General features: G+C 72.7%; 20 protein-coding genes. 10 read left to right on the top strand and 10 right to left on the bottom strand.

Translation table 11 applies throughout. The features are described from left to right. Positions 1 to 42 precede the first annotated feature (42 nt). From ACIA6B_RS03130 to ACIA6B_RS03120, 3 genes are all read left to right on the top strand, one after another. The gene (locus tag ACIA6B_RS03130; protein WP_396770418.1) at positions 43 to 1,266 is read left to right on the top strand and encodes a cellulose binding domain-containing protein; all 1,224 of its coding nucleotides are present in this window, start codon (positions 43 to 45) and stop codon (positions 1,264 to 1,266) included. A gap of 133 nt (positions 1,267 to 1,399) precedes the next feature. After that, the gene (locus ACIA6B_RS03125) at positions 1,400 to 2,230 is read left to right on the top strand and encodes a M23 family metallopeptidase (RefSeq protein ID WP_396770416.1); all 831 of its coding nucleotides are present in this window, start codon (positions 1,400 to 1,402) and stop codon (positions 2,228 to 2,230) included. Positions 2,231 to 2,338: 108 nt separating this feature from the next. Next, complete coding sequence (locus tag ACIA6B_RS03120) at positions 2,339 to 4,879, top strand: tetratricopeptide repeat protein (RefSeq protein WP_396770414.1); 2,541 nt, start codon at positions 2,339 to 2,341, stop codon at positions 4,877 to 4,879. Positions 4,880 to 4,983: 104 nt separating this feature from the next. Here the strand turns inward: ACIA6B_RS03120 and zwf are convergent, their stop codons facing one another. Next, entirely contained in the window at positions 4,984 to 6,477 is a 1,494-nt protein-coding gene (gene zwf / locus ACIA6B_RS03115) for a glucose-6-phosphate dehydrogenase (RefSeq protein ID WP_281934962.1), read from the bottom strand. A 409-nt stretch (positions 6,478 to 6,886) separates the two neighbouring features. Between zwf and ACIA6B_RS03110 the strand changes: the two genes are divergently transcribed. The 4 genes from ACIA6B_RS03110 (at position 6,887) to ACIA6B_RS03095 (ending at position 11,129) form a co-directional block, all read left to right on the top strand. After that, entirely contained in the window at positions 6,887 to 7,591 is a 705-nt protein-coding gene (locus ACIA6B_RS03110) for a tryptophan 2,3-dioxygenase family protein (protein WP_396770411.1), read from the top strand. Between the two features lie 69 nt (positions 7,592 to 7,660). Further along, positions 7,661 to 8,929 (top strand): tryptophan 2,3-dioxygenase family protein, encoded by a 1,269-nt coding sequence (locus ACIA6B_RS03105; protein ID WP_396770409.1) that lies wholly within the window; start codon positions 7,661 to 7,663, stop codon positions 8,927 to 8,929. Then, a complete protein-coding gene (locus ACIA6B_RS03100; RefSeq protein WP_396770407.1) occupies positions 8,926 to 10,101 on the top strand; it encodes an aminotransferase class V-fold PLP-dependent enzyme in 1,176 nt (391 codons plus the stop codon). Before ACIA6B_RS03105 ends, ACIA6B_RS03100 begins: the two co-directional genes overlap by 4 nt. Then, on the top strand, positions 10,098 to 11,129 hold the full coding sequence (locus tag ACIA6B_RS03095) for a methyltransferase (protein WP_396770405.1): 1,032 nt from the start codon (positions 10,098 to 10,100) through the stop codon (positions 11,127 to 11,129). The genes ACIA6B_RS03100 and ACIA6B_RS03095 overlap by 4 nt, the downstream gene beginning before the upstream one ends. A gap of 15 nt (positions 11,130 to 11,144) precedes the next feature. On the opposite strand, the gene ACIA6B_RS03090 is transcribed toward ACIA6B_RS03095, so the two are convergent. From ACIA6B_RS03090 to ACIA6B_RS03075, 4 genes are all read right to left on the bottom strand, one after another. Then, entirely contained in the window at positions 11,145 to 11,747 is a 603-nt protein-coding gene (locus tag ACIA6B_RS03090) for a hypothetical protein (RefSeq protein WP_396770403.1), read from the bottom strand. 127 nt (positions 11,748 to 11,874) lie between these two features. Then, positions 11,875 to 12,585, bottom strand: a complete 711-nt coding sequence (locus ACIA6B_RS03085; RefSeq protein WP_396770401.1) for a hypothetical protein — start codon at positions 12,583 to 12,585, stop codon at positions 11,875 to 11,877. A gap of 98 nt (positions 12,586 to 12,683) precedes the next feature. Further along, positions 12,684 to 13,952 (bottom strand): hypothetical protein, encoded by a 1,269-nt coding sequence (locus ACIA6B_RS03080; RefSeq protein WP_396770399.1) that lies wholly within the window; start codon positions 13,950 to 13,952, stop codon positions 12,684 to 12,686. Positions 13,953 to 14,068: 116 nt separating this feature from the next. Beyond that, a complete protein-coding gene (locus ACIA6B_RS03075; RefSeq protein WP_396770397.1) occupies positions 14,069 to 14,545 on the bottom strand; it encodes a winged helix-turn-helix transcriptional regulator in 477 nt (158 codons plus the stop codon). A gap of 129 nt (positions 14,546 to 14,674) precedes the next feature. Between ACIA6B_RS03075 and ACIA6B_RS03070 the strand changes: the two genes are divergently transcribed. Continuing rightward, positions 14,675 to 15,514: an SDR family NAD(P)-dependent oxidoreductase gene (locus ACIA6B_RS03070; protein ID WP_396770395.1), complete on the top strand. Its 840-nt coding sequence runs from the start codon at positions 14,675 to 14,677 to the stop codon at positions 15,512 to 15,514. Positions 15,515 to 15,631: 117 nt separating this feature from the next. On the opposite strand, the gene ACIA6B_RS03065 is transcribed toward ACIA6B_RS03070, so the two are convergent. Together ACIA6B_RS03065 and ACIA6B_RS03060 are read right to left on the bottom strand one after the other, a co-directional pair. Next, positions 15,632 to 16,606: a helix-turn-helix domain-containing protein gene (locus tag ACIA6B_RS03065; RefSeq protein ID WP_396770393.1), complete on the bottom strand. Its 975-nt coding sequence runs from the start codon at positions 16,604 to 16,606 to the stop codon at positions 15,632 to 15,634. Further along, positions 16,593 to 16,736, bottom strand: coding sequence for a hypothetical protein (locus tag ACIA6B_RS03060; RefSeq protein WP_396770391.1), 144 nt, complete (start codon positions 16,734 to 16,736; stop codon positions 16,593 to 16,595). The genes ACIA6B_RS03065 and ACIA6B_RS03060 overlap by 14 nt, the downstream gene beginning before the upstream one ends. A 167-nt stretch (positions 16,737 to 16,903) precedes the next feature. Here ACIA6B_RS03060 and ACIA6B_RS03055 point away from each other — a divergent pair, with 167 nt between their 5' ends. Beyond that, the gene (locus tag ACIA6B_RS03055) at positions 16,904 to 17,662 is read left to right on the top strand and encodes a helix-turn-helix domain-containing protein (protein WP_396770389.1); all 759 of its coding nucleotides are present in this window, start codon (positions 16,904 to 16,906) and stop codon (positions 17,660 to 17,662) included. A gap of 194 nt (positions 17,663 to 17,856) precedes the next feature. Here the strand turns inward: ACIA6B_RS03055 and ACIA6B_RS03050 are convergent, their stop codons facing one another. Together ACIA6B_RS03050 and ACIA6B_RS03045 are read right to left on the bottom strand one after the other, a co-directional pair. Next, a complete protein-coding gene (locus tag ACIA6B_RS03050) occupies positions 17,857 to 18,426 on the bottom strand; it encodes a GNAT family N-acetyltransferase (protein ID WP_396770387.1) in 570 nt (189 codons plus the stop codon). 81 nt (positions 18,427 to 18,507) lie between these two features. After that, a complete protein-coding gene (locus tag ACIA6B_RS03045; protein WP_396770385.1) occupies positions 18,508 to 18,858 on the bottom strand; it encodes a hypothetical protein in 351 nt (116 codons plus the stop codon). A 289-nt stretch (positions 18,859 to 19,147) separates the two neighbouring features. Here ACIA6B_RS03045 and ACIA6B_RS03040 point away from each other — a divergent pair, with 289 nt between their 5' ends. Next, entirely contained in the window at positions 19,148 to 20,035 is an 888-nt protein-coding gene (locus ACIA6B_RS03040; RefSeq protein WP_396770383.1) for a class I SAM-dependent methyltransferase, read from the top strand. A gap of 84 nt (positions 20,036 to 20,119) precedes the next feature. Here ACIA6B_RS03040 and ACIA6B_RS03035 read toward each other — a convergent pair whose 3' ends face one another. Continuing rightward, positions 20,120 to 21,124, bottom strand: a complete 1,005-nt coding sequence (locus ACIA6B_RS03035) for a helix-turn-helix transcriptional regulator (protein WP_396770381.1) — start codon at positions 21,122 to 21,124, stop codon at positions 20,120 to 20,122. Between the last annotated feature and the right edge of the window lie 36 nt (positions 21,125 to 21,160).

Raw genomic sequence — 21,160 nt, 5'->3', positions numbered from 1 at the left:
GCCACCACAGGCAGCGCCGTGGCGACATCCGCGGGAGTACGCATGAGACGGACATCGAAGATCTGGGCGGGGCTTGCGGCCGTCGTCCTTCCCGTCACCGCGGTGGTCATGGCGCTCGGCGGGACACCGGCCGACGCCGCGGTGGGTGGTTCCGGCCCCTATCCCGCCGACTACGAGACCTCGACCACCCTGGCCAACCACACCATCTTCCGGCCCCAGACGCTCCCGTCCGAACGCCTTCCCGTCCTCGTGTGGGGCAACGGCGGCTGTTCGGCCAACGGCCTCTCCCAGGGCAACTTCCTCCGCGAGATCGCCTCCCACGGCTTCCTCGCCATCGCCAGCGGGGCGCCGAACGGGTCCGGCTCCACCACCTCCCAGATGCTCACCCAGTCCATCGACTGGGCCGTCGCGGAGAACTCCCGATCGGGCGGCAGGTACTACAACCGGCTCGACACGTCGAAGATCGCGGTCGCCGGCTTCTCCTGTGGCGGGCTTGAGGCGTACGCCGTCTCCGCCGACCCGCGGGTCACCACGACCGGCATCTTCAGCAGCGGTCTGTTGAACGATGCCGACGACTACCAGCTCAGGCGGCTGACCAAGCCGATCGCCTACTTCGTCGGCGGGCCCAGCGACATCGCCTACCCGAACGCCATGGACGACTGGGGCAAGCTGCCGGCCGGGCTGCCCGCGTTCATGGGCAATCTCAACGTCGGGCACGGCGGCACCTACGACCAGCCCAACGGCGGCGAGTTCGGCCGGGTGGCCGTGCTCTACCTCAAGTGGCGACTCAAGGGCGACACCACCGCCGGGCGCAACTTCGTCGGCGCCGACTGCGGCCTGTGCCACAGCCAGTGGACCGTCCAGCAGAAGAACCTGACGCTCGACGACGGCCCGCCGCCGACCAGCCCGCCCCCCACCGAACCCCCGCCCACCACTCCTCCGCCCACCACTCCCCCGCCCGGCGGTGGAACCCCTGTCTGCACCGCGGTCTACTCCGTCCAGGACCAGTGGAACGGCGGATTCGTCGCCAGCGTCAACGTCACCGCCGGTAGCACCGCCCTCACCGGCTGGCGGGTGACGCTCACCCTGGCCGGCGGAGCATCGATCACCTCGCTGTGGAACGGCGTCGCCAACGGCGCCAGCGGGACGGTCACCGTCGCGAACCAGAGCTACAACGGACAACTGGCCGCCGGCCAGTCCACCAGCTTCGGGTTCCAGGGCAGCGGAACCGGCGGGGGAGCCACCGCCACGTGCGTCGGAAGCTGACGCCCCGACGACGCCGTACCGCTGATCTCGGCATGGGGACGCCGCCCCGGCTGAGCGGTCGGCGGGGGTCTCGCCGGCCGGTGCGCGCCGCGAGACCCTTGCCCTTCGCCGGGCGCAGCCTTAGGTTGCATTGATGATCCTCAGTGGAGAGCCGCACCCCAGCCCGGCGCGGAGTGCCGGCCACGGCGAGCCGGGGCCCGAGGATCTGGACGGCATCGCCTACCTGAGAGGGCTCTCGCGACGGGGGTTCCTCACCGGCGCCGCGCTGGCCGCGTCCGGGGTGTCGGCCGCCTTCGCGCTGCTGCCCGCCGCCGCCCGGGCCGCGGGCAGCTATCAGCGGCCCTGCGGGAACGTCCGGATCTCCAGTTCCTGGCAGGACCACCGGAACCGGACGCCGCCCTCGGCCGAACCGGGCACCGACTACGCGGTGGCCACCGGCACTCCGGTCGTGGCCGCGGCGAACGGCACGATCCGTCTCGTGAAGACCGACACCTCCACCGCGACCGGACGCGTCGTGGGGATGGCCCACGACGACGGCAACTACACCCGGCACCTGCACCTGTCGAGAATCGCCGTCTCCACCGGGCAACGCGTGTCGCGGGGCCAGACGATCGCCTACTCCGGCGCGTCGGCGAACGGCAGCGACCAGGGTGTCGGGCCGCACGTGCACACGAGTCTCTGGCTGAACACCGGCAGCCCGACGAACTTCGGCGCCACCACGGATTTCGAGAACCACGTCGGAGACGGCGGCAACCCCGACCCGTCGGACCAGGAGGCAGAAGAAGTGTTCATCGCGAATGTGAAAGGCAGCTGGTACCTCGTGGTCCCGCAGGGCTCCGGCAAGCCGCGGGCGGTGGTCCTCGGCGGCGACAGCAACGCCGCCGCGTCCGGCCTGCCGGTGCTGAACTTCACCTGGGACCCGTCGGTCAACGCGCTCCGGGCCGCCGTCGACGGCATCGGCTGACGCCACCAGCGGGGTCACGCCACCCGGCCCGGGACGGAACGACGTTCCCTCGTCCGGGCCGTACCGGGCCATCGTGAGGGCGTTGTGGTCACCGTCGATGATGGTGGGGTGACTCGGGTGTTCCGGCGTCGGTTGCGGCGGCGTGTGGTCGTGCTCGCGGTGGTGGCTGTCGGTTGTGCGCTGGTGGCCGCGTCGGCCTGGTGGCTGCCGGCCGGTTGGTGGCCGCCCCGCCCGGGGTGGACGGGCACCGAACAGGCCGGCTGGATCGCCGGGATCGCGGGCGCGGTGTTCGCGCTGGCGTCGCTGGTCTTCGACCGTCTCGACGCCCGTGGGGCACGTGCCGCGGGGTCGGCCCGGGTGGGTGGGGTGGTCCGGATCGGCCGGGTGCCGCAGCAGGCCGCCTGGTTCCAGGACCGCGCGGCCCGCGTCGATCTGATGCGGGCGGCCCGGACCGGACGGACCGCGGTGTTGACCCAGGTGCTGTCGGGGATGGGTGGTGTCGGCAAGACGCAGTTGGCCGCCCAGTTCGCTCGTCACCTCGACACCGATGGTGAGCTGGACGTGCTGGTCTGGGTCACGGCGTCCAGTCGGGACGCGATCATCGCCGCCTACGCGGAGGCCGCACGTGCTGTCGGTGTGGCGACCGCTGATCTGGAGCCGGAGACGGCGGCGGGCCGGTTGCTGGTGTGGTTGGAGCGCACCGACCGCCGGTGGCTGGTCGTGTTGGACAACCTGGACGCGCCCGGCGATGCCGCCGGTTGGTGGCCGCCGGCCAACCGTGACGGCCGTACCGTGGTCACCACCCGCCGTCGGGATCCGGTCCTGCACACCGACGGTCGCGTCCTGGTGCCGGTCGACCTGTTCACCCCCGCCGAGGCCGTCGACTATCTCACCCGGGCCACCGGCGCCACCGGCGACCAACAGGGCGATGTCGAGGCGTTGGCCGCCGACCTCGGCTACCTGCCGTTGGCGGTCGCGCAGGCCGCGGCGTTCATCCGCGATCGTGGCATCGACGCGGCGGCCTACCGGAGCCGGCTGGCCGGTCAGCGCCTGGCTGATCTCGCGCCGCCCGACGACGCCCTGCCCGACGACCACCGGGCCACGGTCGCGGCCACCTGGCTGTTGTCCCTGGACGCCGCCGACAACCACCCGCCCCGGGGGTTGGCCCGACCGGTCCTGGACCTGGCCGCGCTGCTCGACCCGAACGGGATTCCGGAGGCGGTCTTCACCACCGACGCGGTCGTCGCCCACCTCGGCGCGGTGACCGGCCAGGACGTGACAGCACCGATGGTGACCGACGCCATGCGTAACCTGCATCGGCTCAACCTCGTCACCCAGGACGCCGCCACCGCCGGCGTGCGCGTGCATGCCCTGGTGCAACGTGCCACCCGCGACCACGGCGACACCGCCCGGCTGGGCGCCGCGGCCCGCGCCGCCGCGGACGGGCTGCTCGCCCTCTGGCCGGACATCGACCGGGATCCCAAGTACGCGCAGACCCTGCGCGCGAACACCGCCACCCTGCGGGCCGGCAGCGGGGACAGCCTGCTGCTCCCCGACCCCCACGGGCTGCTGTTCCGCAGCATCCGAAGCCTCGGCGACATGGGCCAGGTCACCGCCGCCGCCACCGCCCTCGAACAGCTCCTCACCGACTGCCTGCGGGTCCTGGGCCCCGACCACGGCGACACCCTGACCACCCGCCACAACCTCGCCTACTGGCGGGGAGAGGCCGGCGACCCCACCGGCGCGGTGGCCGCCTTCGAACAGCTCCTCACCGACTGCCTGCGGGTCCGGGGACCGGACCACCCCCACACCCTGGACATCCGTCACAACCTCGCCTACTGGCGGGGAGAAGCCGGCGACGCCACCGGCGCGGTCGCCGCCTACGAACAGCTCCTCACCGACCAGCTCCGGGTGCGGGGACCCGACCACCCGCACACCCTGGCCACCCGCGGTCACCTCACCCGCTGGCGGGTGGAGGCCGGCGACACCACCGGCGTCGTCGCCGCCTTCGAACAGCTCCTCACCGACTATCTGCGGGTGCTGGGGCCCGACCACCCGGACACCCTGGCCACCCGCGGCAATGTCTCCTACTGGAGGGGGAAGTCCGGAGACACCGTCGGCGCCGTCGCCGCCTTCGAACAACTCCTCACCGACCAGCTCCGGGTGCTGGGGCCCGACCACCCCGACACCCTGATCACCCGCAACGACCTCGCCGGGCGGCGGGGAGAGGCCGGCGACGCCACCGGCGCCGTCGCCGCCTATCAGCAGCTCCTCACCGACCAGCTCCGGGTGCTGGGACCCGACCACCCCGCCACGCTGATCACCCGCCACAACCTCGCCCGGTGGCGGGGAGAGGCCGGTGACCCCGCCGGCGCCGTCACCGCCTACCGGCAGCTCCTCACCGACCGGCTCCGGGTGCGGGGACCCGATCACCCGCACACCCTGACGACCCGGCACAACCTCGCCCACTGGCGAGGAGAGGCCGGCGATCCCACCGGCGCCGTCGCCGCGTACGAACAGCTTCTCGCCGACCGGCTCCGGGTCCTGGGACCGGACCACCCCGACACCGTGAGCACCCGCCGCAACCTCGCCAGGTGGCGGGAGCGAGCCGGCGAGCCCGCCGCCGATCCGTCCCAGGACGGGCCGTAGTCCCGCGACCGCCACCGCGCGGGCCGGGACGTGCACGTCCCGGCCCCGCCCGGTCGAGGGGTGCGGCCGGGGGCGTGGTCGACCGCCGGGCCGTCAGCGCGGAGCTATGCGGAGTTGCGCCATCTGCGGCCGTGCCGGCCGATGAGCCGGTCGGCGTCGGTCGGCCCCCAGGAGGCGGCCTCGTAGGTGGGGATCGGCGTGTCGTCCTTCTCCCAGTTCTCGATGATCGGATCGACGATCCGCCAGCACTGCTGCACCTCGTCGCTGCGGATGAAGAGCGACGCGTCACCGATCAACGCGTCCAGGAGCAGCCGCTCGTACGCCTCCGGGGACTCCTCGACGAACGTCTGGTCGTACGAGAACTCCATGGTGGCGGTGCGGACCCGGAACGAGTGGCCCGGCACCTTCGCGCCGAAGCGCAGCGAGATGCCCTCGTTCGGCTGGATCCGCAGGATCAGCGCGTCAGCCTCGAGGCCGGTGAGCTGGTCGGTCGGGATCGGCAGGTGCGGTGGGCGCTGGAACTGCAACGCCACCTCGGTGAGCCGGGCCGGCAGGCGCTTGCCGGTGCGCACGTAGAACGGCACCCCGGCCCACCGCCAGTTGTCCACGTTGAGCCGTAGCGCGGCATAGGTCTCGGTCCGCGACAGCGGGTCGACGCCCGCCTCCTCGCGGTAGCCGGCCATCAGTTCCTCGCGGGTGCCGCCCCGGGTGTACTGCCCGCGGACCGCGGCCTCGGCGATGTCCCGGTCGGTGGGAAGCCGGATCGCCTGGAGCAGCTTCACCTTCTCGTTGCGCAGGCCCTCGGCCTCGAACGAGGCCGGCGGCTCCATCAGGGCCAGCGCGAGGACCTGGAGCACGTGGTTCTGCACGATGTCCCGCATCGCGCCGGCCTCCTCGTAGAAGCCGCCGCGGGTGCCGACGCCAAGGGTCTCCGCGACGGTGATCTGCACGTGGTCGACCCAGGAGCGATCCCAGATCGGCTGGAAGATCGAGTTCGCGAAGCGCAGCGCCAGCACGTTCTGGACGGTGTCCTTGCCCAGGTAGTGGTCGATCCGGAAGACCTGGTGCTCGTCGAACGCGCTGTGCACGACGGCGTCCAGCTCCCGGGCCGTGACCAGGTCGCGCCCGTACGGCTTCTCGATGACCAGGCGGGAGAAGGAGCCCTCACGCGGCCGGTTGAGCCCGACCCCGGCCAGCCCGTTGATCACCGGCTCGAAGGCGCCGGCCGGGGTGGACAGGTAGAAGAGCCGGTTGCCGGACGTGCCCCGCTGCGCGTCCAGCTCGTCGAGGGTCTCGACGAGCCGCTTGTAGGTCGCCGGGTCGTCGTAACCGCCGGCCACGTAGCGTACGCCGCCTCGGAGCTGGCGCTTGTCGGCGAGTTCGCGCCCGCCGAGGGCGCTCTCGGCGAACTGCTCGTCGGTCATCGGCGTACGCGCGACGCCGACCAGCGCGAACTGGTCGGGGAGCCGCTCGTGCCGGGCCAGGCTCTCGACCGCGGGCAGCAGCTTGCGTCGGGTCAGATCACCGGAGGCGCCGAAGATCACCAGCGTGGCCGGCGGGGCACTCCGCTCCTGGATGAGCTGAGATGCGTGGTCCATGGTCTGCGTTCCTCCGGGCACTAGGGGTGTCGGGGTCGGGTGGTGCCGCGCTGCCATGCCTGAGATTGTGCGACTGATGCGGTCGTGCCGGGGCCACGCGACGTTGCTCCCTTGGTCGAGGAACCTGAGCGTCGCATGCCGTGGTGAGGGGCCGGCGGCTCGGTGGCGGGTTCGGTACGTCGCCGTGGCCCCGCCCGGACGTCCGGTCGCACACCCGCACACCCTTCACCGGGTTAACGAAAAAGAAACACCCTGGCCACCAATTTCGAGTAAAAACCGCCTGAGCCATCAGTCAGCGAAGCAGCCGAATCGAAGTTGACCGAATGCTGGCGCATCGTCTTTCGTCATTGCATAATGGCTCCGCCGCACCGCCACTCCCGGCGTGCCGACGCCGAGTGGAGGGCCATCCTTGAAGCGCGACAAGTCGCCCGTCCTACCCGGATCCGGCACCACCGACTACGCGCGCTACATGCGCACCGACGTGCTGCTCGGACTGCAACGGAACCCGGACGAGGTCATTCACCGCGACGAGTTGCTGTTCCAGGTGGTGCACCAGTCCAGCGAGCTGTGGTTCAAGCTGGCCGCCGCCGAGGTGACCGAGACGACCGCACGGGTGGCCGGCGGCGACCTGGCCGGGGCAGCGGCGCTGCTGGCCCGGGCCACCCTCGCCGTACGCCTGGTCACCGACCAGTTGGAGATGCTGGACCACCTCTCCCCCGCGGACTTCCAGGCGATGCAGCCCGCGCTGGGCAACGGATCCGGCGCCGAGTCGCCGGGCTGGCGGCACGTCCAGGCGGCCAGCCGGAAGCTCGACCGCGCCTTCGCCGACCACCTTGCCGCGCACGGGACCACCGCGGTGGACCTGCGACCGGGAGACCGCACGGATCCGACCTGCCGGCTCGCCGAGACGATGGTGGAGTGGGACGAGCGGGTGGCGTTGTGGCGGTTCCGGCACTACCAGGTGGCGTTGCGGGTCGGGGGTCATGCTCCGGCGGGCACGCCGAACAGTTCGGCGACGGTGCTCGCCCGGCTCGTCGAGCACCGGTTCTTCCCGGACCTGTGGCAGGCCCGACTCCACACCCCCGGTGGCAGCCCCGGGACCGGCCCGCTCTGACGGCCCGCGTCCGACGCAGGGTCGCCGGTGCGCCTGCGTGACAGTCGTCCTCACCCCGAAGGGCTGCCCGTGCGCGAATTGTCCAACTGGTTGTCCGGAACGACGGACCCCCGCACTTTTCCCTACGCTGCGGTGCTGCGAGAATTCCACCGGGTCGGCAAACACTTCGTCGACCCGCGACTACTCGAACTGCTCGACGGAGCGCGGCAACGCCTCGCCGCCCCCGAGTGGACCGGGAGCGGTGCGGCACCCGGGCTCCTGGACGACTTCCTCGACGCCACGCTCGACAAGTGGGACGGGCGATACGACTACCGCAGTTATCTGGCGCTGCGTCTGCTGCGGTTGCCGACCGGCGACGACGACCCGGTCGCGACCGGAAGCGACGGCCCCACCACCCGGCGCGACCGGGACCGGCTGTTCGTCCGGCTGGTCGCCGACGCGGTGGCGTTCGAGGTCACCGCCGCCGGGGGCGCCACCGACCTGTTCCCGCTCCGGCGTCCCGCGTGGACGGTGGTGGCCAAGCGCTGCCGGCTCGGCACCCGGGCCGCCGCTCCCGCGCTGCGGCGCCTCGGCCACCCGACGTGGCCCGACGACACCGCCCCGGCTGATGCCGCGGCCACGCTGCACACCGTCGCCGCCACCCTCGATCCCCCGTCGGACCTGTCGCTGCGGTTGAGCATGCTGCCGGTGCACGTGACACACGACGAGTACCTGTTCATCCGGGTGCTCCAGGCCTACGAGTGCCTGTTCGCCGCACTCGTCGACGAACTCGCCGCCACCGTGGCCGCGCTCGCCGACCTCCGGCCCGCCCCCGCCGCCGACCGGCTGGCGTACGCCCGCGACCTGCTCGACGACGCCGGTCCGTTGTTCTCGCTGCTGGCGACCATGCAGCCGGAGTCGTTCCGGACGTTCCGGCAGTACACCGAGGGGGCCAGCGCCATCCAGTCCCGCTCCTACAAGCGGGTGGAGTCGCTCTGCCGGACCCCGCTGCAGGGCCGGCTGGACTCGGTGGCGTACCTGTCGGTTCCGGAGGTGCGGGCGCGGGTCCGGGCCGGCCGGGCGACGATCGACGAGGCGTACCACGCGGTCGTGCGCGACGGTCGACTCGACGGCCCGGACCGGCGGCTGGTGGCGCGGCGGATGGAGGAGTTCGCCGCCGCCCTGCTCCGGTGGCGGCGCACCCACCACCGCATCGCCACCCGGATGCTCGGGCCGCGTTCCGGCACCGGCTACACCGAGGGCACGCCCTACCTGGCGGCGGTCCGGGACGTGCCGGTGTTCACGTCCGTCGACCGCCGGCCCGGCCCGTTCGAACCGGTGGGAGGCCAGCGCGCATGAGCCCGTACGAGCCGGGACCCGGCCGCCCGCCCCAGTGCCTCGACGCGGCCACGCACGCCGCGCTGCGGGCCGAGTTCCCGGTGCTGCGCACCTGTGTGTACCTGAACAGCAACTCCACCGGAGCGGTGCCGGCCGGGGCGGAGACCGTGCTGCGCGACTACTGGGAGACGCTGCGCACCTGGCGCGACGACGTCTGGCAGGGCTGGCACGTCGGCCTCGACCGGTACGCCCACTCGGTGGCCCGCCTGCTCGGCGCGCCACCGGGCAGCGTGGTCACCGACGGGAACCTCAGCACGCTGCTGGCCCGGGTGGCCTCCTGCTTCGACTACCGTCCGCCCCGCGACCGGGTCGTCACCACCGACCTGGAGTACCCGACGGTCCCGTTCATCTTCCGGGCGTTCCGCCGCTACGGCGCCCGGCTCGACGTGGTCGGCGACGGCGGCCCCCACCTCGACCAGGACGCCCTGGAGGCCCGTCTCGACGAACGGACGCTGCTGGTGTGCGTGTCGCACGCCAGCTTCACCTCCGGCGCCACGGTCGACCTGGCCCGCCTGGTCGACCGCGCGCACGACGTCGGCGCGCTCGTCGTCGTCGACGCCTTCCAGACCGTCGGGGTGGTGCCGCTGGACGTCACCGCCCTCGGCGTCGACATCGTGCTCGGCGGCGCGCACAAGTGGCTCTGCGGTGTCGGCACCGCCTTCCTCTACGTCCGGCCGGAACTGGCGTCGACGCTGGAACCGGCGGCCACCGGCTGGCAGGCCGGGGACCGGGCGTTGACGTTCCGGCCGTCCGACGGATGGGCGGCCGGCGCGCAGCGGTTCGCCGGCGGCACGCCGTACCCGCTCACCGCCCTGATCTCGCAGGTCGGCCTCGACCTGCTGGCGGGCGTCGGCGCCGACGCCGTCCGGGCGCACTCGCTGGTCCTCACCGGGCGGGTTCTGGACCGGGCCGCGGCGGCCGGGATCCGCGTGGTCAGCCCCACCTCGCCCGCGCGTCGCGGCGGCGTGGTCTGCCTGGACGTCCCCGACGGCGAGGCGGTCAAGCGCCGGCTGGCCGCCCAGGGGCTGATCGGTAGCTGGCGCGGCTACCTGCGGATCGGACCGCACGTCTACAACACCCTCGACGAGGTCGACGCGTTCATGGACGCGCTGACGAAGGAGCTGCCCCGATGACCGTCGCCCTCTCCCCACGGGCGCTGATGAGCCTGCTCGCGAACGGCCCGAAGGCCATGGACGTGCTGACCACCGCGTTCGACACCGGGCTGCTCGACGCGTTGGAGCCCGGCCCGGCCCGCCTCGACGCGCTCGCCACGCAGTTCCGGATGCGCCCGTTGCGGCTGTACAAGTTCCTCGACTGTCTGGAGAGTCTCGGCCTGCTGACCCGGGAGGCGTCCGGCGACGACATCGGCGACACCACCTACCGGGTCCTGCCCGGGTTGCGGGACACGGTCGCCGCGGTGGTCGGTCCGGACGCGGTCGAACGGGACCGCGACCGTTACCCGTGGCGGCTGCTGCACGGCCGGCTCACCGAGAGCCTGCGCGGCGAGGTCAGCATCGGCGACGACGACTTCGCCTGGCCGCCCCGGACCGACGCCCAGACCGCCGAGTTCGAGCGCAGCATGGCCGTCGGGCTCGGCCCGGTGCTCGAGAGCGTCGGGCGGCACGCCGACGCGCTCTGGTCGGACCGCCGCCGCCTGCTGGACGTCGGCGGCGGCGACGGCACGCTCGCCGCGCACATCCTGGACAGCGCGCCCCACCTGCGGGCCGACGTCTACAACCTGCCCGCCGTGGCGCCCCTCGTCGCGGCCACCCGCGTCGCCCGCGGCCACCCGGACCGGCTCGGTTTCGTCGGCGGCGACTTCCTGGCCGAACCGCTGCCGCCCGGCTACGACGCGCTGTCCTTCGTGCGCGTCCTGCACGACTGGCCCGACGACGTCGCCCGCCGCCTGCTGGAGCAGGCGTACGCCGCCCTGGAGCCGGGCGGGCTGATCGTCATCAGCGAGGAGTTCCGCACCCCGGACCGCCTGGCCATGCAGTTCTTCTGGAGCTACTTCCTCATCGGTGTGGACACCTGCGTCAGCCGGCTCCGCGAGACGGACTTCTACACCACGCTGCTCGCCGAGATCGGCTTCGTGCGAACGGCGGTGCTGCCCGGCACCTGGGAGCTGATCATCGCGTACAAACCGGCCACGGCGGGTTGACCGGGCGTCCCTTCCTCACGCCGGCACGCCGGCCACGGCGTCGGCGACGTTGCCCTGGTAGCAGGTCGTCGTGGAGATGGCGGGGGCGGTCTTCGTCGGGCCGTAGACGACGTACCGCTGGCCGGTCTGCGCGTTGCGGCACTGGATCTGGACCCGGTAGACGCCGGTGTCGCACTGGGCGGTGCCGCGCCCGTAGTAGTGGTTGCTGCCCTCGTGGACCCACTCGGCCCAGGAGACGCAGCCGGTGACGCCGGTCGTCGCCAGTGGATCGTCGACGGGGTACACGCCCTCGGCGACGTTGCCGCTGTAGCAGGTCGTGGTGGCGGTGCCGGGCGCGTTCACCGCGTACCCGCCGTAGACGACGTATCCCACCCCGGTCTGGAGGTTGCGGCACTGGAGCTTGACCTTGTATCGACCACTGGCGCACTGCACGTTGCCCCGGCCGTAGTAGTAGCTGTTGCTGCCCTCCTGCACCCACTCCACCCACGTCGTACAGCCGGAAGCCGTGGCCTGGGCGCTCAGGTCGGCCCGGGCGGTCGCGCCGGCAGGGGCCGGCGCGGCCAGGACGGAAAGGCCGAGCATCGTCGTCGCCATCAGCGAACGCGCATACGTCGTCACACACGCCTCCTAGAAAGAGTGGACGGACGTCGATACTACAACTGTTCGTGAACGCTCGATCAGGTCTGCGTGACCGGCGCCCGGGTGGGACCGGGCCCGCAGGCCGGTCCCACCCGGACGGCACGGCTCAGGGGGTGTACGGGGCGTCGGTGTGGCTCAGCTCGGTGACCGTGACGCCGGAGAGTCGGTAGACGGTGGTCCGTCTCGTGTTCAGCTCGGCCATGGACGCGTCGTCGGACCGGGTCAGCCAGACCACTGTGGCCTTCTGCCCGGTGATCCCGATCGAGGTGACCGGGGTCCGGTCGCCGAGGTCGACCACCGTCCGGTAGGCAGGCTTCCCGGCCGCGTTGTGCCAGAACACGACGCTCCAGAACTGGCCGGTCCCGCCGGTGCGCACCACCACCGCGCGGGCGGCGTCGGCGGCCTTGTCGCCGTCCAGGTCACCGATCGCACAGGGCTTCTGGAGTGCGACGCCGGTGCCGTCCTCACCGTTCCAGATGCCGTCGAGCAGCGGAATGTGGTCGGTGTGATCGTAGAACGGCGCCTTCGGGCTGCCCAGGTCGGCGCCGGCGAGCTGACCGCAGGTCAGCGCCGGGACGGCCTTCGGCGGGGCCGGTTGCGGGTCGCTCGCCGGCTTCGCCGGCGCGGACGCGGCCGACGTGGAACTGTCGGCGGTCGGCGCGGACGAGGTGGCGTCCGGCGTCACCTCGTCGGCCGGGGCTGCGGCAGGCGCGGTGACGGTGGTGGTGGCGGTGGAGACGGGGCCGGAGTCGTCGGCACACCCGGTGGCGAATCCGAGCAGGGTGAGGGCGACGACGATCGGCAGGGTCCGGCGCATCGGCGGGCGGTGTCCTCTCTGAGATGGTGCCCGCACCGTACGGAACCGGCGCCACCCCACCGGTTCCGTACGGTGCCCCGCGGCATGCCCGCCGAAGATCAGGCCGTTGGTCGCTCGTCGTCGGGCAGGACCAGGGTCGGCCGGCGACGCCGGGCCGCGAGGAACAACACGCCTCCGGCCGCCAGCGCCACGACGCCGATGCCACCGATCAGTCCGGCCTGCGGCCCGGTGACGGGCAACCCGCCGTCACCGCCGCCGACGCCACCACCGCCGCTGTCACCATCGCCGCCGTCACCACCACCGCCGTCACCGTCACCGCCGCTCTTCGCGGCGAGCACCACGGCGAACCCGTCCTGGTTGTCGCTGCGGTCCACGTCGGCCACCCGGGCGGCGACGGCGTTCGCGGGCAGTTCGGCCTGCGCGGCCTTGGCACGGTCGTCCGTCGGCCGCTCGGCGAGGCCCTCCACCCGCACGGTTCCGCCCGGCAGCGTCGCCGGCGCGGTGGCCGATGCCGAGGTCGTCACCAGGTTGTACAGCTCGACCGCCGAGTAGACCGTGTCGTTCGGATCGGTGTCCTCGACGGCCGGCACGAGGGTGAGACCCGGGTAGGTGCAGACCGCTGAACGCCGGGCGTCGGCGAGCGCGCACTGGGTCGGCGGCCTGGTGAAGGTGACCCCCTGGGGCAGGCGCAGCGTGACGCGCACTCCGCTGACGGCCTTCCGGCCCTGGTTGGCGATGGTCTGCCACACCGCGCCCGTCTCACCGCGGTTCAGCGTGCCGGTAGGCTCGGGCGTGCCGCCGGCGCCGATCCGTACGGACTGCTTCACGTCCCGGGCGACCACCGAGAGGTCGGCGCTGGGCTGGTCGACCAGCTCCAGCGGGAACCATCTGGTGTTGTCGGCCGGATTCGCGTCCTGCTCCGGCCGGATGGTGACCGTGACTTCGAACCTGCCCCGGTAGGGCCCCGCCGCCCCGAAGACCCTGGCGTCGACGGGAACGTCGACGGTCTCGCCCGGCCCCGGGATCAACTCCGGCACCAGTTCGCAGTAGAACCCCCCGAAATCACCGTCGCACTCGCCCACCCCGCCCGAATGCCAGATCAGGGCGACCGGCAGGGGCTCCGGAAGGCCCTCCGGCGGCTGGCGGACTCTGACGACGACACTGCTCGGGGTCTCGTCCCCCCGGTTGCTGATCTTCAGGTGGACGACCTTCTTCTCGACCCCCCGCGCGATCCTCGTCCCGGACGCGTCGACCGCGAGGTCCGGACCCTTCTTCGCCGCCGCGGCGGGACCGGCGGGGACAGCCACCCCGGCGAGGAGGAACAGCGCGGCGGCGGTTCGCGACAGCCGCCGACGACCACAGCTCATGGCACAACCCTTCCGGACATGCGGACAGTGTGACTGAGAACACTATCGGCAGTCGGCTTCCGCCAGTGTCCCGCACGCGCGGCGGCCCGAGGGCCCCTCCGTGTCGCCTCGCCGGGTCAGTCCGGGTGATCCGCGTCGGTCGCGGGCGCACCCGGGCCGGGCCGGGTGACCACCTGATCGGGGTGGAGTTCGGCGTGGCAGGCGCCGCAGCGGTAGGCGGCGCGTACCGGCCCTCCGCAGCCGTCGTGCACCAGCAGCCGGGGCGGACCGGCCGGCTCGGGATAGTGGCGGTCACCCCACCACATGAGCTGGGCGACGACCGGCGTCAACTCCCGGCCCTTGGCGGTGAGGTGGTACTCGAAACGCTCGGGTCGCTGCTGGTAGGCGCGGCGTTCCAGGACGCCCTCGGCGACGAGGAGGCGGAGCCGCTGGGTGAGCACGGTCCGGGTGACCCCGAGGCTGGCGACGAGTTCGTCGAAGCGGCACCGGCCGACCAGGACGTCCCGGAGGATGAGCATGGTCCAGCGCTCGCCGACCACCTCCAGGCTGCGGGCGAGCGAGCAGGTCTGATGCGCGTAATCCTGGCCCAGCATGAGGCGGCCAACCCTACACCCAGTGAGTTGCGTGAAGCGACTCACCGCTCCTACCGTGAGTCGCGTGATGCTACTCGCTCGGTGCCCGGCATCCGGCGAGCCACCTCTGCCGGAAGGGCGACCTCCGCCATGACCACATCCGACACTCACTCCACCCCCGCCGCCTCCCGCAGCCGCGCCCACCAGCGGTTCCTCGAACGGTACGGTCCCACCGCCCTGGTCACCGGCGCCTCCTCCGGCATCGGCCGGGAGATCGCCCACCGCCTCGCCGAACGCGGTCTCGATCTGGTGCTGGTGGCCCGCCGCGAGGCCGAGCTGCGGGAGCTGGCCGCCGACCTCACCGCGCGGCACGGCATCGACGCGCAGGTGCTGCCGCTGGACCTGGCCCGGCCGGAGAGCCTCGACGCGCTCGCCGCCGCGACCGCCGGCGCCGACATCGGTCTCTGCGTCGCCGCCGCCGGCTTCGGCACCTCGGGCCCGTTCGTCGCCGCCGAACTGCCCCGCGAACTGGAGATGCTCCAGGTCAACTGCGCCGCGACGCTGGCCCTGAGCTGGTTGTTCGGACGACGGTTCGCGGACCGGGGCCGCGGTGGGATCATCCTGCTCAGCTCGATCGTCAGTTTCCAGGGCGCGCCCAACGCGGCGAACTACGCCGCCACCAAGGCATACGTCCAGACGCTGGCGGAAGGGCTGCACGCCGAACTCAGACCGCACGGGGTCGACGTGCTCGCCGCCGCGCCGGGCCCGGTCGCCAGCGGCTTCGCCGACACCGCCGGCATGCGCATGGGCAGGACGTTGACCCCCGAGGACGTCGCGCAGCGGTCACTCGACGCACTCGGTCGCCGGCCCACCGTCTTCCCCGGGCTGCTCTCCCGCATCCTCAAGGACAGCCTCGCCCCGCTGCCGCGCCGGGCCCGCGTCCGCGTCATGGGTGGGGTCATGGCCGGGATGACCAAGCACCGCCGCTGACCCTCCCTGGCTTCACGATCGTGGTCGGGGCGCGGGGGTCGCGGGCGATCTCGGCGATGATGTCCCGGGCGACGGGCCGGTGCGTGATCTCGGCCGGTGCGGTGCGCCCGGCCTCGGTCACCATGCGAGCCGCGTTGCCGGCATCGCCGGCATGCAGGTAGGCACGGGCGACGTCGAGCAGATGCGCGGCACGGTGCTCGGCGGACAGCCACCGCCAACCGGGCCGCGCGACGGCCCGCTCATGTCGGACGACCGCCGCACGGGCCTCCCCGGCTTCGACGGCTGCGGCGGCGCGAGCCAGCTCGACGGCGGTGGGGCCGAACCCGGTGCGGTGATGGTCGCACCCGTCACCGACCCGCTGCGCCATGCCGTCGGCCTCGTCGAGCAGTTCGCCGGCAACGGCTTCGTCCCCGTCCTGCGCCGCCGCCAGGCCGGCCTGGACGAGCACTCCCGCACCCGACCGAGCGCGCGTAACACCTGCCCGAGCTGCACCGCCGCGGCGGCCACCAGCTCCCGGTCACCGGTGGCGGCGAGCATCGCCCGATCCACCGCCAACCACGCCAGCTCGGCGTCGCCGAGCTTGAGCAACAGAGATGCGGTGATCCGGTACGCCTCGACGAGCGGCACCCGACCCGCCGCCGGGACCTCGGCATGGGTGCGTTGTGCACGGGTGAGCAAGCCCGGCACGAGGTCGACCAACTGTGGGTAGCGGGCGTGCTGGAACGTCGTCCACGCGTACCCCACATCGCGCAGCATCCGGTCCACCGGCACCACCGGACGGTGGCCCACCGGCTGACCCAACGGGATCTCATAGCGCGACAACGCCGCTCTGATCCGCTCGACGCCGTCGCCGCGATGCGTCGCCTCCGCCGGTGCGACGTCCCGGCCGAGCAGGGTGGCGGTGTCGACGCGCAGCACGCGGGCGACCTCCTGGAGCGTGGACAGCTTGTCCAGCGACCGGACGCCGCGTTCGACCTTGTCGACCCAACTCTTCGACTTGCCGAGCCGGTCGGCGAACACCTGCTGTGACAGCTTCCGCCGACCCCGCCAGTACGCCACCCGCCCGACCGGCAACAGCTCAACGCCGCCCACGACGCCACCGCCGATCCGGTACGGCCCGGGTGGTCTCCTCCACCGGGATGCGATCCGCCTCCGCCTCGGCCAGCAGCCGACGCTTCGCCGCCTCCCGCTCGACCGCCTGGATCTGCTCACCCCGGCTCACCGCCGAATCGTCGCTTTTACCCGGCATTCCCACCTCCGCCAGGTGAAAGCGGCGGCACAGCGACCGTCGCAGATTCACCGTGCCGTCGAGCTGTCACCTGCCGCGACGGCACAAGAACCGGCAAATCGACCACATCATCGGCGACATTGAGGCGACATGCCGCTAGGGTGGCGGTCATGACCGCCCCCAACACCGCGTTGCGCGCCGTCCGCACCGGAATGCGGATGAGCCAGGACGACTTCGCCCGCGCCCTCCAGGCCGCCGGCCACCGCGTCGGCGAACCCAACGACGCCAACAAGAGACTCGTCCAGCGATGGGAGTCCGGCGCGATCGCCGCACCGCGCCCCGTCTACGCCCGCGCCCTGGAAGTCGTCACCGGGCTACCCATCTCGCTCCTGGGCTTCGCCGCAGCGCCCAACGGGCACGTCACCGACGACGAACACGGCGGCCACGACCTGACCTCGCCCGTGTCCAGCCTGGCCACGCCGACACCGGCGGCCAAGCCCACCACGGCCCACCAGTCATACGAAGGCGTGTGGCTCAGCCGCTACCAGTTCTACTCCAGCGGGCGGGGAGACTCCTTCGCCGGACAACACTTCGTGGTGCTGCTCCAGCACGGCGACCGGCTCACCGCGCGCAGCCTGCCCGGCTCGGCGTCATCGTCGCTCTCGCTGGACCTGAGCGTGGACGGTGCCGTCGTCACCGGCACCTGGGTCGAGCAGACCGACCCCACCGGCTACTACCGGGGCGCCCGATACCACGGGGCAATCCAACTCATCGCCGAGCCCACCGGCCGACGGATGTCCGGGAAGTGGATCGGCTTCGGCAAGGACATGGACGTCAACACCGGTCCATGGGAGCTTGTCTTCCGGGACGCGTCGACATCCAAGGCGACGCTCGCTCGCTACAACACGCGAGCGACGTAGCGAGGCTCCGTGGGCGGATCCACACCGCACCGTCCACCCCGGACGTCCGTCCGGCCAGGCGCACCGGCTGGATGGTGCCCTCGCTGACCTTCTGCCGACCCTGTTGCGTCAGCGGCGTGCCATGCCAGCGATGGTCCAGGTGCCGCAGCTCTGGCCCGGCTCGGCCCCGACCCGAGGGACGCCGAGTGATGCGGTCACAGCGGTGCCGGGTCGTCGCGCAACCGGCTGTAGAGCCATCCGTCCCGCCAGGCCCCGGCCCGGAACTCGCAGGCCCGCAGGACCCCCTCCAACTGGAAGCCGGCCTTCTCCAGCGACCGCTGCTCGGCGATGTTCTCGGGATGGGTGCCGGCCTGGATGCGCTGCGCCGGGGTGTGGCTGAACAGGTAGTCGCAGAGCAGCGCCTGGGCCCGCCAGCCGAGCCCTCGGCCACGCCACTCGGGCAGCAGCACGATGCCGATCTCCCAGTACGGCGCCCGCCCGCCGCCCTGGCGCTGCTGGTAGCTGAGGTAACCCGCCGGGACGTCCGGGGGATCGACCTGGACGATCAGGCCGCCGACCTGCTCGCCGAGATAGCCGTCCTCGGCGAACCGGCGGGCCGGGGCGCCCGCGTCCCGGAAGCCGGCCCAGTCGAGCCCGATCAGCCCGGGTTCGACCGCGAACCGGCGCAGCATCGGCAGATCGTCCTCGGCCACCGGACGCAGTCGTACGGTCGAACCGGGCGCTTCGTGCACGACGCCGACCACCGGCGGCTGGGAACTGTCCATCCTCCGCACCGTAGTGACGGCCCGAACCGCCCGCTGTCCCGCAGGACACGGCGCAGCCGGCGGCGAGGTCGGGAAGGGCGGTCAGCCGGCGGTGCGGTCGAGCAGTTGCAGCAGCTCGTGCGCCGCCAGCTCGACGTCCTTGTGGCGCCACTCGGCGGCGCGGTAGACGCAGGCGATGAGCCCGGAACGGTGGACCCGGCGGAAGTCGCCGTACGCGAAGGCGTAGCGCCCCTTCGTCTCCTCGCTCGCCCCGTCCGTGCGGGCGAGGAACCACTCGCCGTACTCGGTCCACGAGTGCGCGTCGAGATAGGCGTTCTCGTCGCTCGCCCGGGGTTGCACGGCGCCCCAGTCGCTGTCGAGAACGTACTGCCGGGCTTCGATGAGCCGCCGAGCGCGGGCGACGGCCGCCTTGTTCACCGAGTACGACGCCATGGCCGTCAGGATTCCCCGGAGCGCGACCTGCTACGCCTCATCGAGCCGGCACGTTCGAGCGCACTATCCGACCTGGGCAGGCTGGTCGCCCGGGTCTCGCCGCCGCCCGCGAGACGTCAGTATTCGCACTCGTCGACCGCACGCCACCGCAGGCCCGGACGATCGCGGATTGGTGGACCCGGCCGGCCACCACATCGTCCATCGGTCGCAGCCCCACCGAGGCCGGATGCGGCCTCGCGGTACGGCCCGGTCCAGGCCCGGAGCCGAGCGGCAGGGTTACGCTGACCCGGTGGCGCCGGACAAGTGGGCACAGTGGCTCCTGACCCGCCGGGACGGCGACAGCGCGGGGCTGCGCGCCCGCCACGCGCGGGATCTGGCGGCGTTCCGTGACGGCGTCCTGGACGGGGCCGCCCTGGCGGTCGACGACGTGGTCCTCGACGTGGGCTGCGGGACCGGGCTGATCGGGTTCGGCGCGCTGGATCGACTCGGCCCGGACGGTCACGTCATCTTCGCCGATGTGTCTCCCGATGTGCTCGACGAGTGCCGGCGTACCGCCGGCGACGACGGGCGGTGCAGCTTCGTGGTCGCGCCGGCCGACGACCTCACCGCAGTCGCTGACGCCTCCGTCGACGTCGTGACCACCCGGTCGGTGCTCATCTACTCCGACCGCAAGGCCGCCGCCTTCGCGGAGTTCCGCCGGGTCCTGCGGCCGGGTGGGCGGATCTCCCTGTTCGAACCCATCAACCGCTTCGCGGAACGGCTCCGGCCGGATGATCCGTTCGGCACCGGCAACTCGCCCGTGCACGACCTGGCCGCCAGGGTCGCCGACGTCTACCGGAGCGGGGAAGCCACGCGACCGATGATGGACTTCGACGAACGTGACCTGGTCGACTGGGCGACGGCCGCCGGCTTCGAGGCGGTGGAGCTGGACTACCGCGCCCGGGTCGACGTGCCCGCCGACCCGATCGAGGACTGGGAGGCACTCAAGCGCGTGGCGCCCAACCCCCTGGTCCCCACGTACGGCGAAGCGATCGCCGCCGCCCTGACCGACGACGAACGCGCACGCCTCGACACGTACATGAACGCTTTGGTCGCGGCCGGCACACCCACCCGGCGCACGATGGCCACGGCGTTCCTCCGCGCCCGGCGTCCACACCGGCGGCTCGGACCGCAGTGACCAACCATGGCGGTACGCGTGGTCGGCTGTTCGGGCCGGAGTCGGGCCCAGGCGGAGCAGCGGCTGCGCCGGGCCGGCTGCTGATCACCGCACCACGGGGTCGTCTCCGGCGGGACCGGCTGCTGCCTTCCCTCCGGCGTCGGCGTCGGTGAGCAGTCGGGCGGCCAGCGCCCGCACCTCGTCCCTGAGTGTGTCCGGCCGGTCGATCGTGAAGGACCAGCCGAGCCCGGCGAGCATCTGTGCCGCACCGTCGAGCCGTTCGACCCGGGCGGTGAGGCGTACGCCGTCGGGCACCTCGGTCAGCGTGCCGACCGACGGTGGGATCCGTCGCTGCGCCTGCTCCAGGCTGGTGTGCAGCACCACCGACAGGTCGTGCGCGTACGGCACGGCCGCCAGGCCGGCAAGTACCCGCGTGGTGGGGTCGAAGCCGGCCGGGATGTCGAACCGGCCCGGGGTGGGGCGGGCCGTCCCGATGCGGTCGAGCCGGAACGTGCGTACGGCCCGGCGGTCGTGGTCGTGGCCGGTGACGTACCACCGGCCGGCGTGGAAGACCAGCCCGTACGGGTCGAGCCGCCGCTCGCCGGCCCGGCCGCGCCAGGTGGTGTAGGTGATGCTCACCGGTTGCTGATGGCGGGCCGCTTCGGCGAGCACCAGCAGCACCTCGATGCCGGGCGGGGCGGGCTTCCGGACCGGTGCGGTGAAGTCCACGGTGTCCAGCAGCGAGTCGATCCGCCGGGCGAGGACGGCCGGCAGTACCCGGCGAATCTTCGCGGTCGCGCTCGCGGCGGCCGTGCCTTCGGCGGTGACCAGCCCCGCCCGGGTCGCGGCGACGAGCCCGAGCATGACGGCGACCGCCTCCTCGTCGGTGAGCATGAGTGGCGGCAGCTTGTATCCGGGCGCGAGCCGGTACCCGCCGTAGCGACCGCGCCGGGCCTCTACCGGGATGCCGAGGTCGGCGAGGTGCGCAGCGTAGCGGCGGACCGTGCGCTCGTCGACGCCCAGCCGACCGGCCAGGTCGGCGACGGTGAAGCCGCCGCCGGCCTGGAGGATCTCCAGCATCGCCAGGACACGCGCGGTGGGCCGGGCCAAGAATCTGACTCCTTTCCGGGCGGAACCTGTCCGGTA

The organism is Micromonospora sp. NPDC051141 (assembly GCF_044455765.1).
Classification (GTDB): Bacteria; Actinomycetota; Actinomycetes; order Mycobacteriales; family Micromonosporaceae; genus Micromonospora.
This window is presented reverse-complemented; position numbering and strand designations above follow the sequence as displayed.

Excerpts from the sequence above, each read along its gene's own strand:
- ACIA6B_RS03080 (WP_396770399.1), bottom strand. The coding sequence starts at position 13,952 with ATGAGCTGTGGTCGTCGGCGGCTGTCGCGAACCGCCGCCGCGCTGTTC.
- zwf (WP_281934962.1), bottom strand. The coding sequence starts at position 6,477 with ATGGACCACGCATCTCAGCTCATCCAGGAGCGGAGTGCCCCGCCGGCC.
- ACIA6B_RS03070 (WP_396770395.1), top strand. The coding sequence starts at position 14,675 with ATGACCACATCCGACACTCACTCCACCCCCGCCGCCTCCCGCAGCCGC.
- ACIA6B_RS03095 (WP_396770405.1), top strand. The coding sequence starts at position 10,098 with ATGACCGTCGCCCTCTCCCCACGGGCGCTGATGAGCCTGCTCGCGAAC.
- ACIA6B_RS03085 (WP_396770401.1), bottom strand. The coding sequence starts at position 12,585 with ATGCGCCGGACCCTGCCGATCGTCGTCGCCCTCACCCTGCTCGGATTC.
- ACIA6B_RS03075 (WP_396770397.1), bottom strand. The coding sequence starts at position 14,545 with ATGCTGGGCCAGGATTACGCGCATCAGACCTGCTCGCTCGCCCGCAGC.
- ACIA6B_RS03050 (WP_396770387.1), bottom strand. The coding sequence starts at position 18,426 with ATGGACAGTTCCCAGCCGCCGGTGGTCGGCGTCGTGCACGAAGCGCCC.
- ACIA6B_RS03045 (WP_396770385.1), bottom strand. The coding sequence starts at position 18,858 with ATGGCGTCGTACTCGGTGAACAAGGCGGCCGTCGCCCGCGCTCGGCGG.
- ACIA6B_RS03130 (WP_396770418.1), top strand. The coding sequence starts at position 43 with ATGAGACGGACATCGAAGATCTGGGCGGGGCTTGCGGCCGTCGTCCTT.
- ACIA6B_RS03100 (WP_396770407.1), top strand. The coding sequence starts at position 8,926 with ATGAGCCCGTACGAGCCGGGACCCGGCCGCCCGCCCCAGTGCCTCGAC.
- ACIA6B_RS03125 (WP_396770416.1), top strand. The coding sequence starts at position 1,400 with ATGATCCTCAGTGGAGAGCCGCACCCCAGCCCGGCGCGGAGTGCCGGC.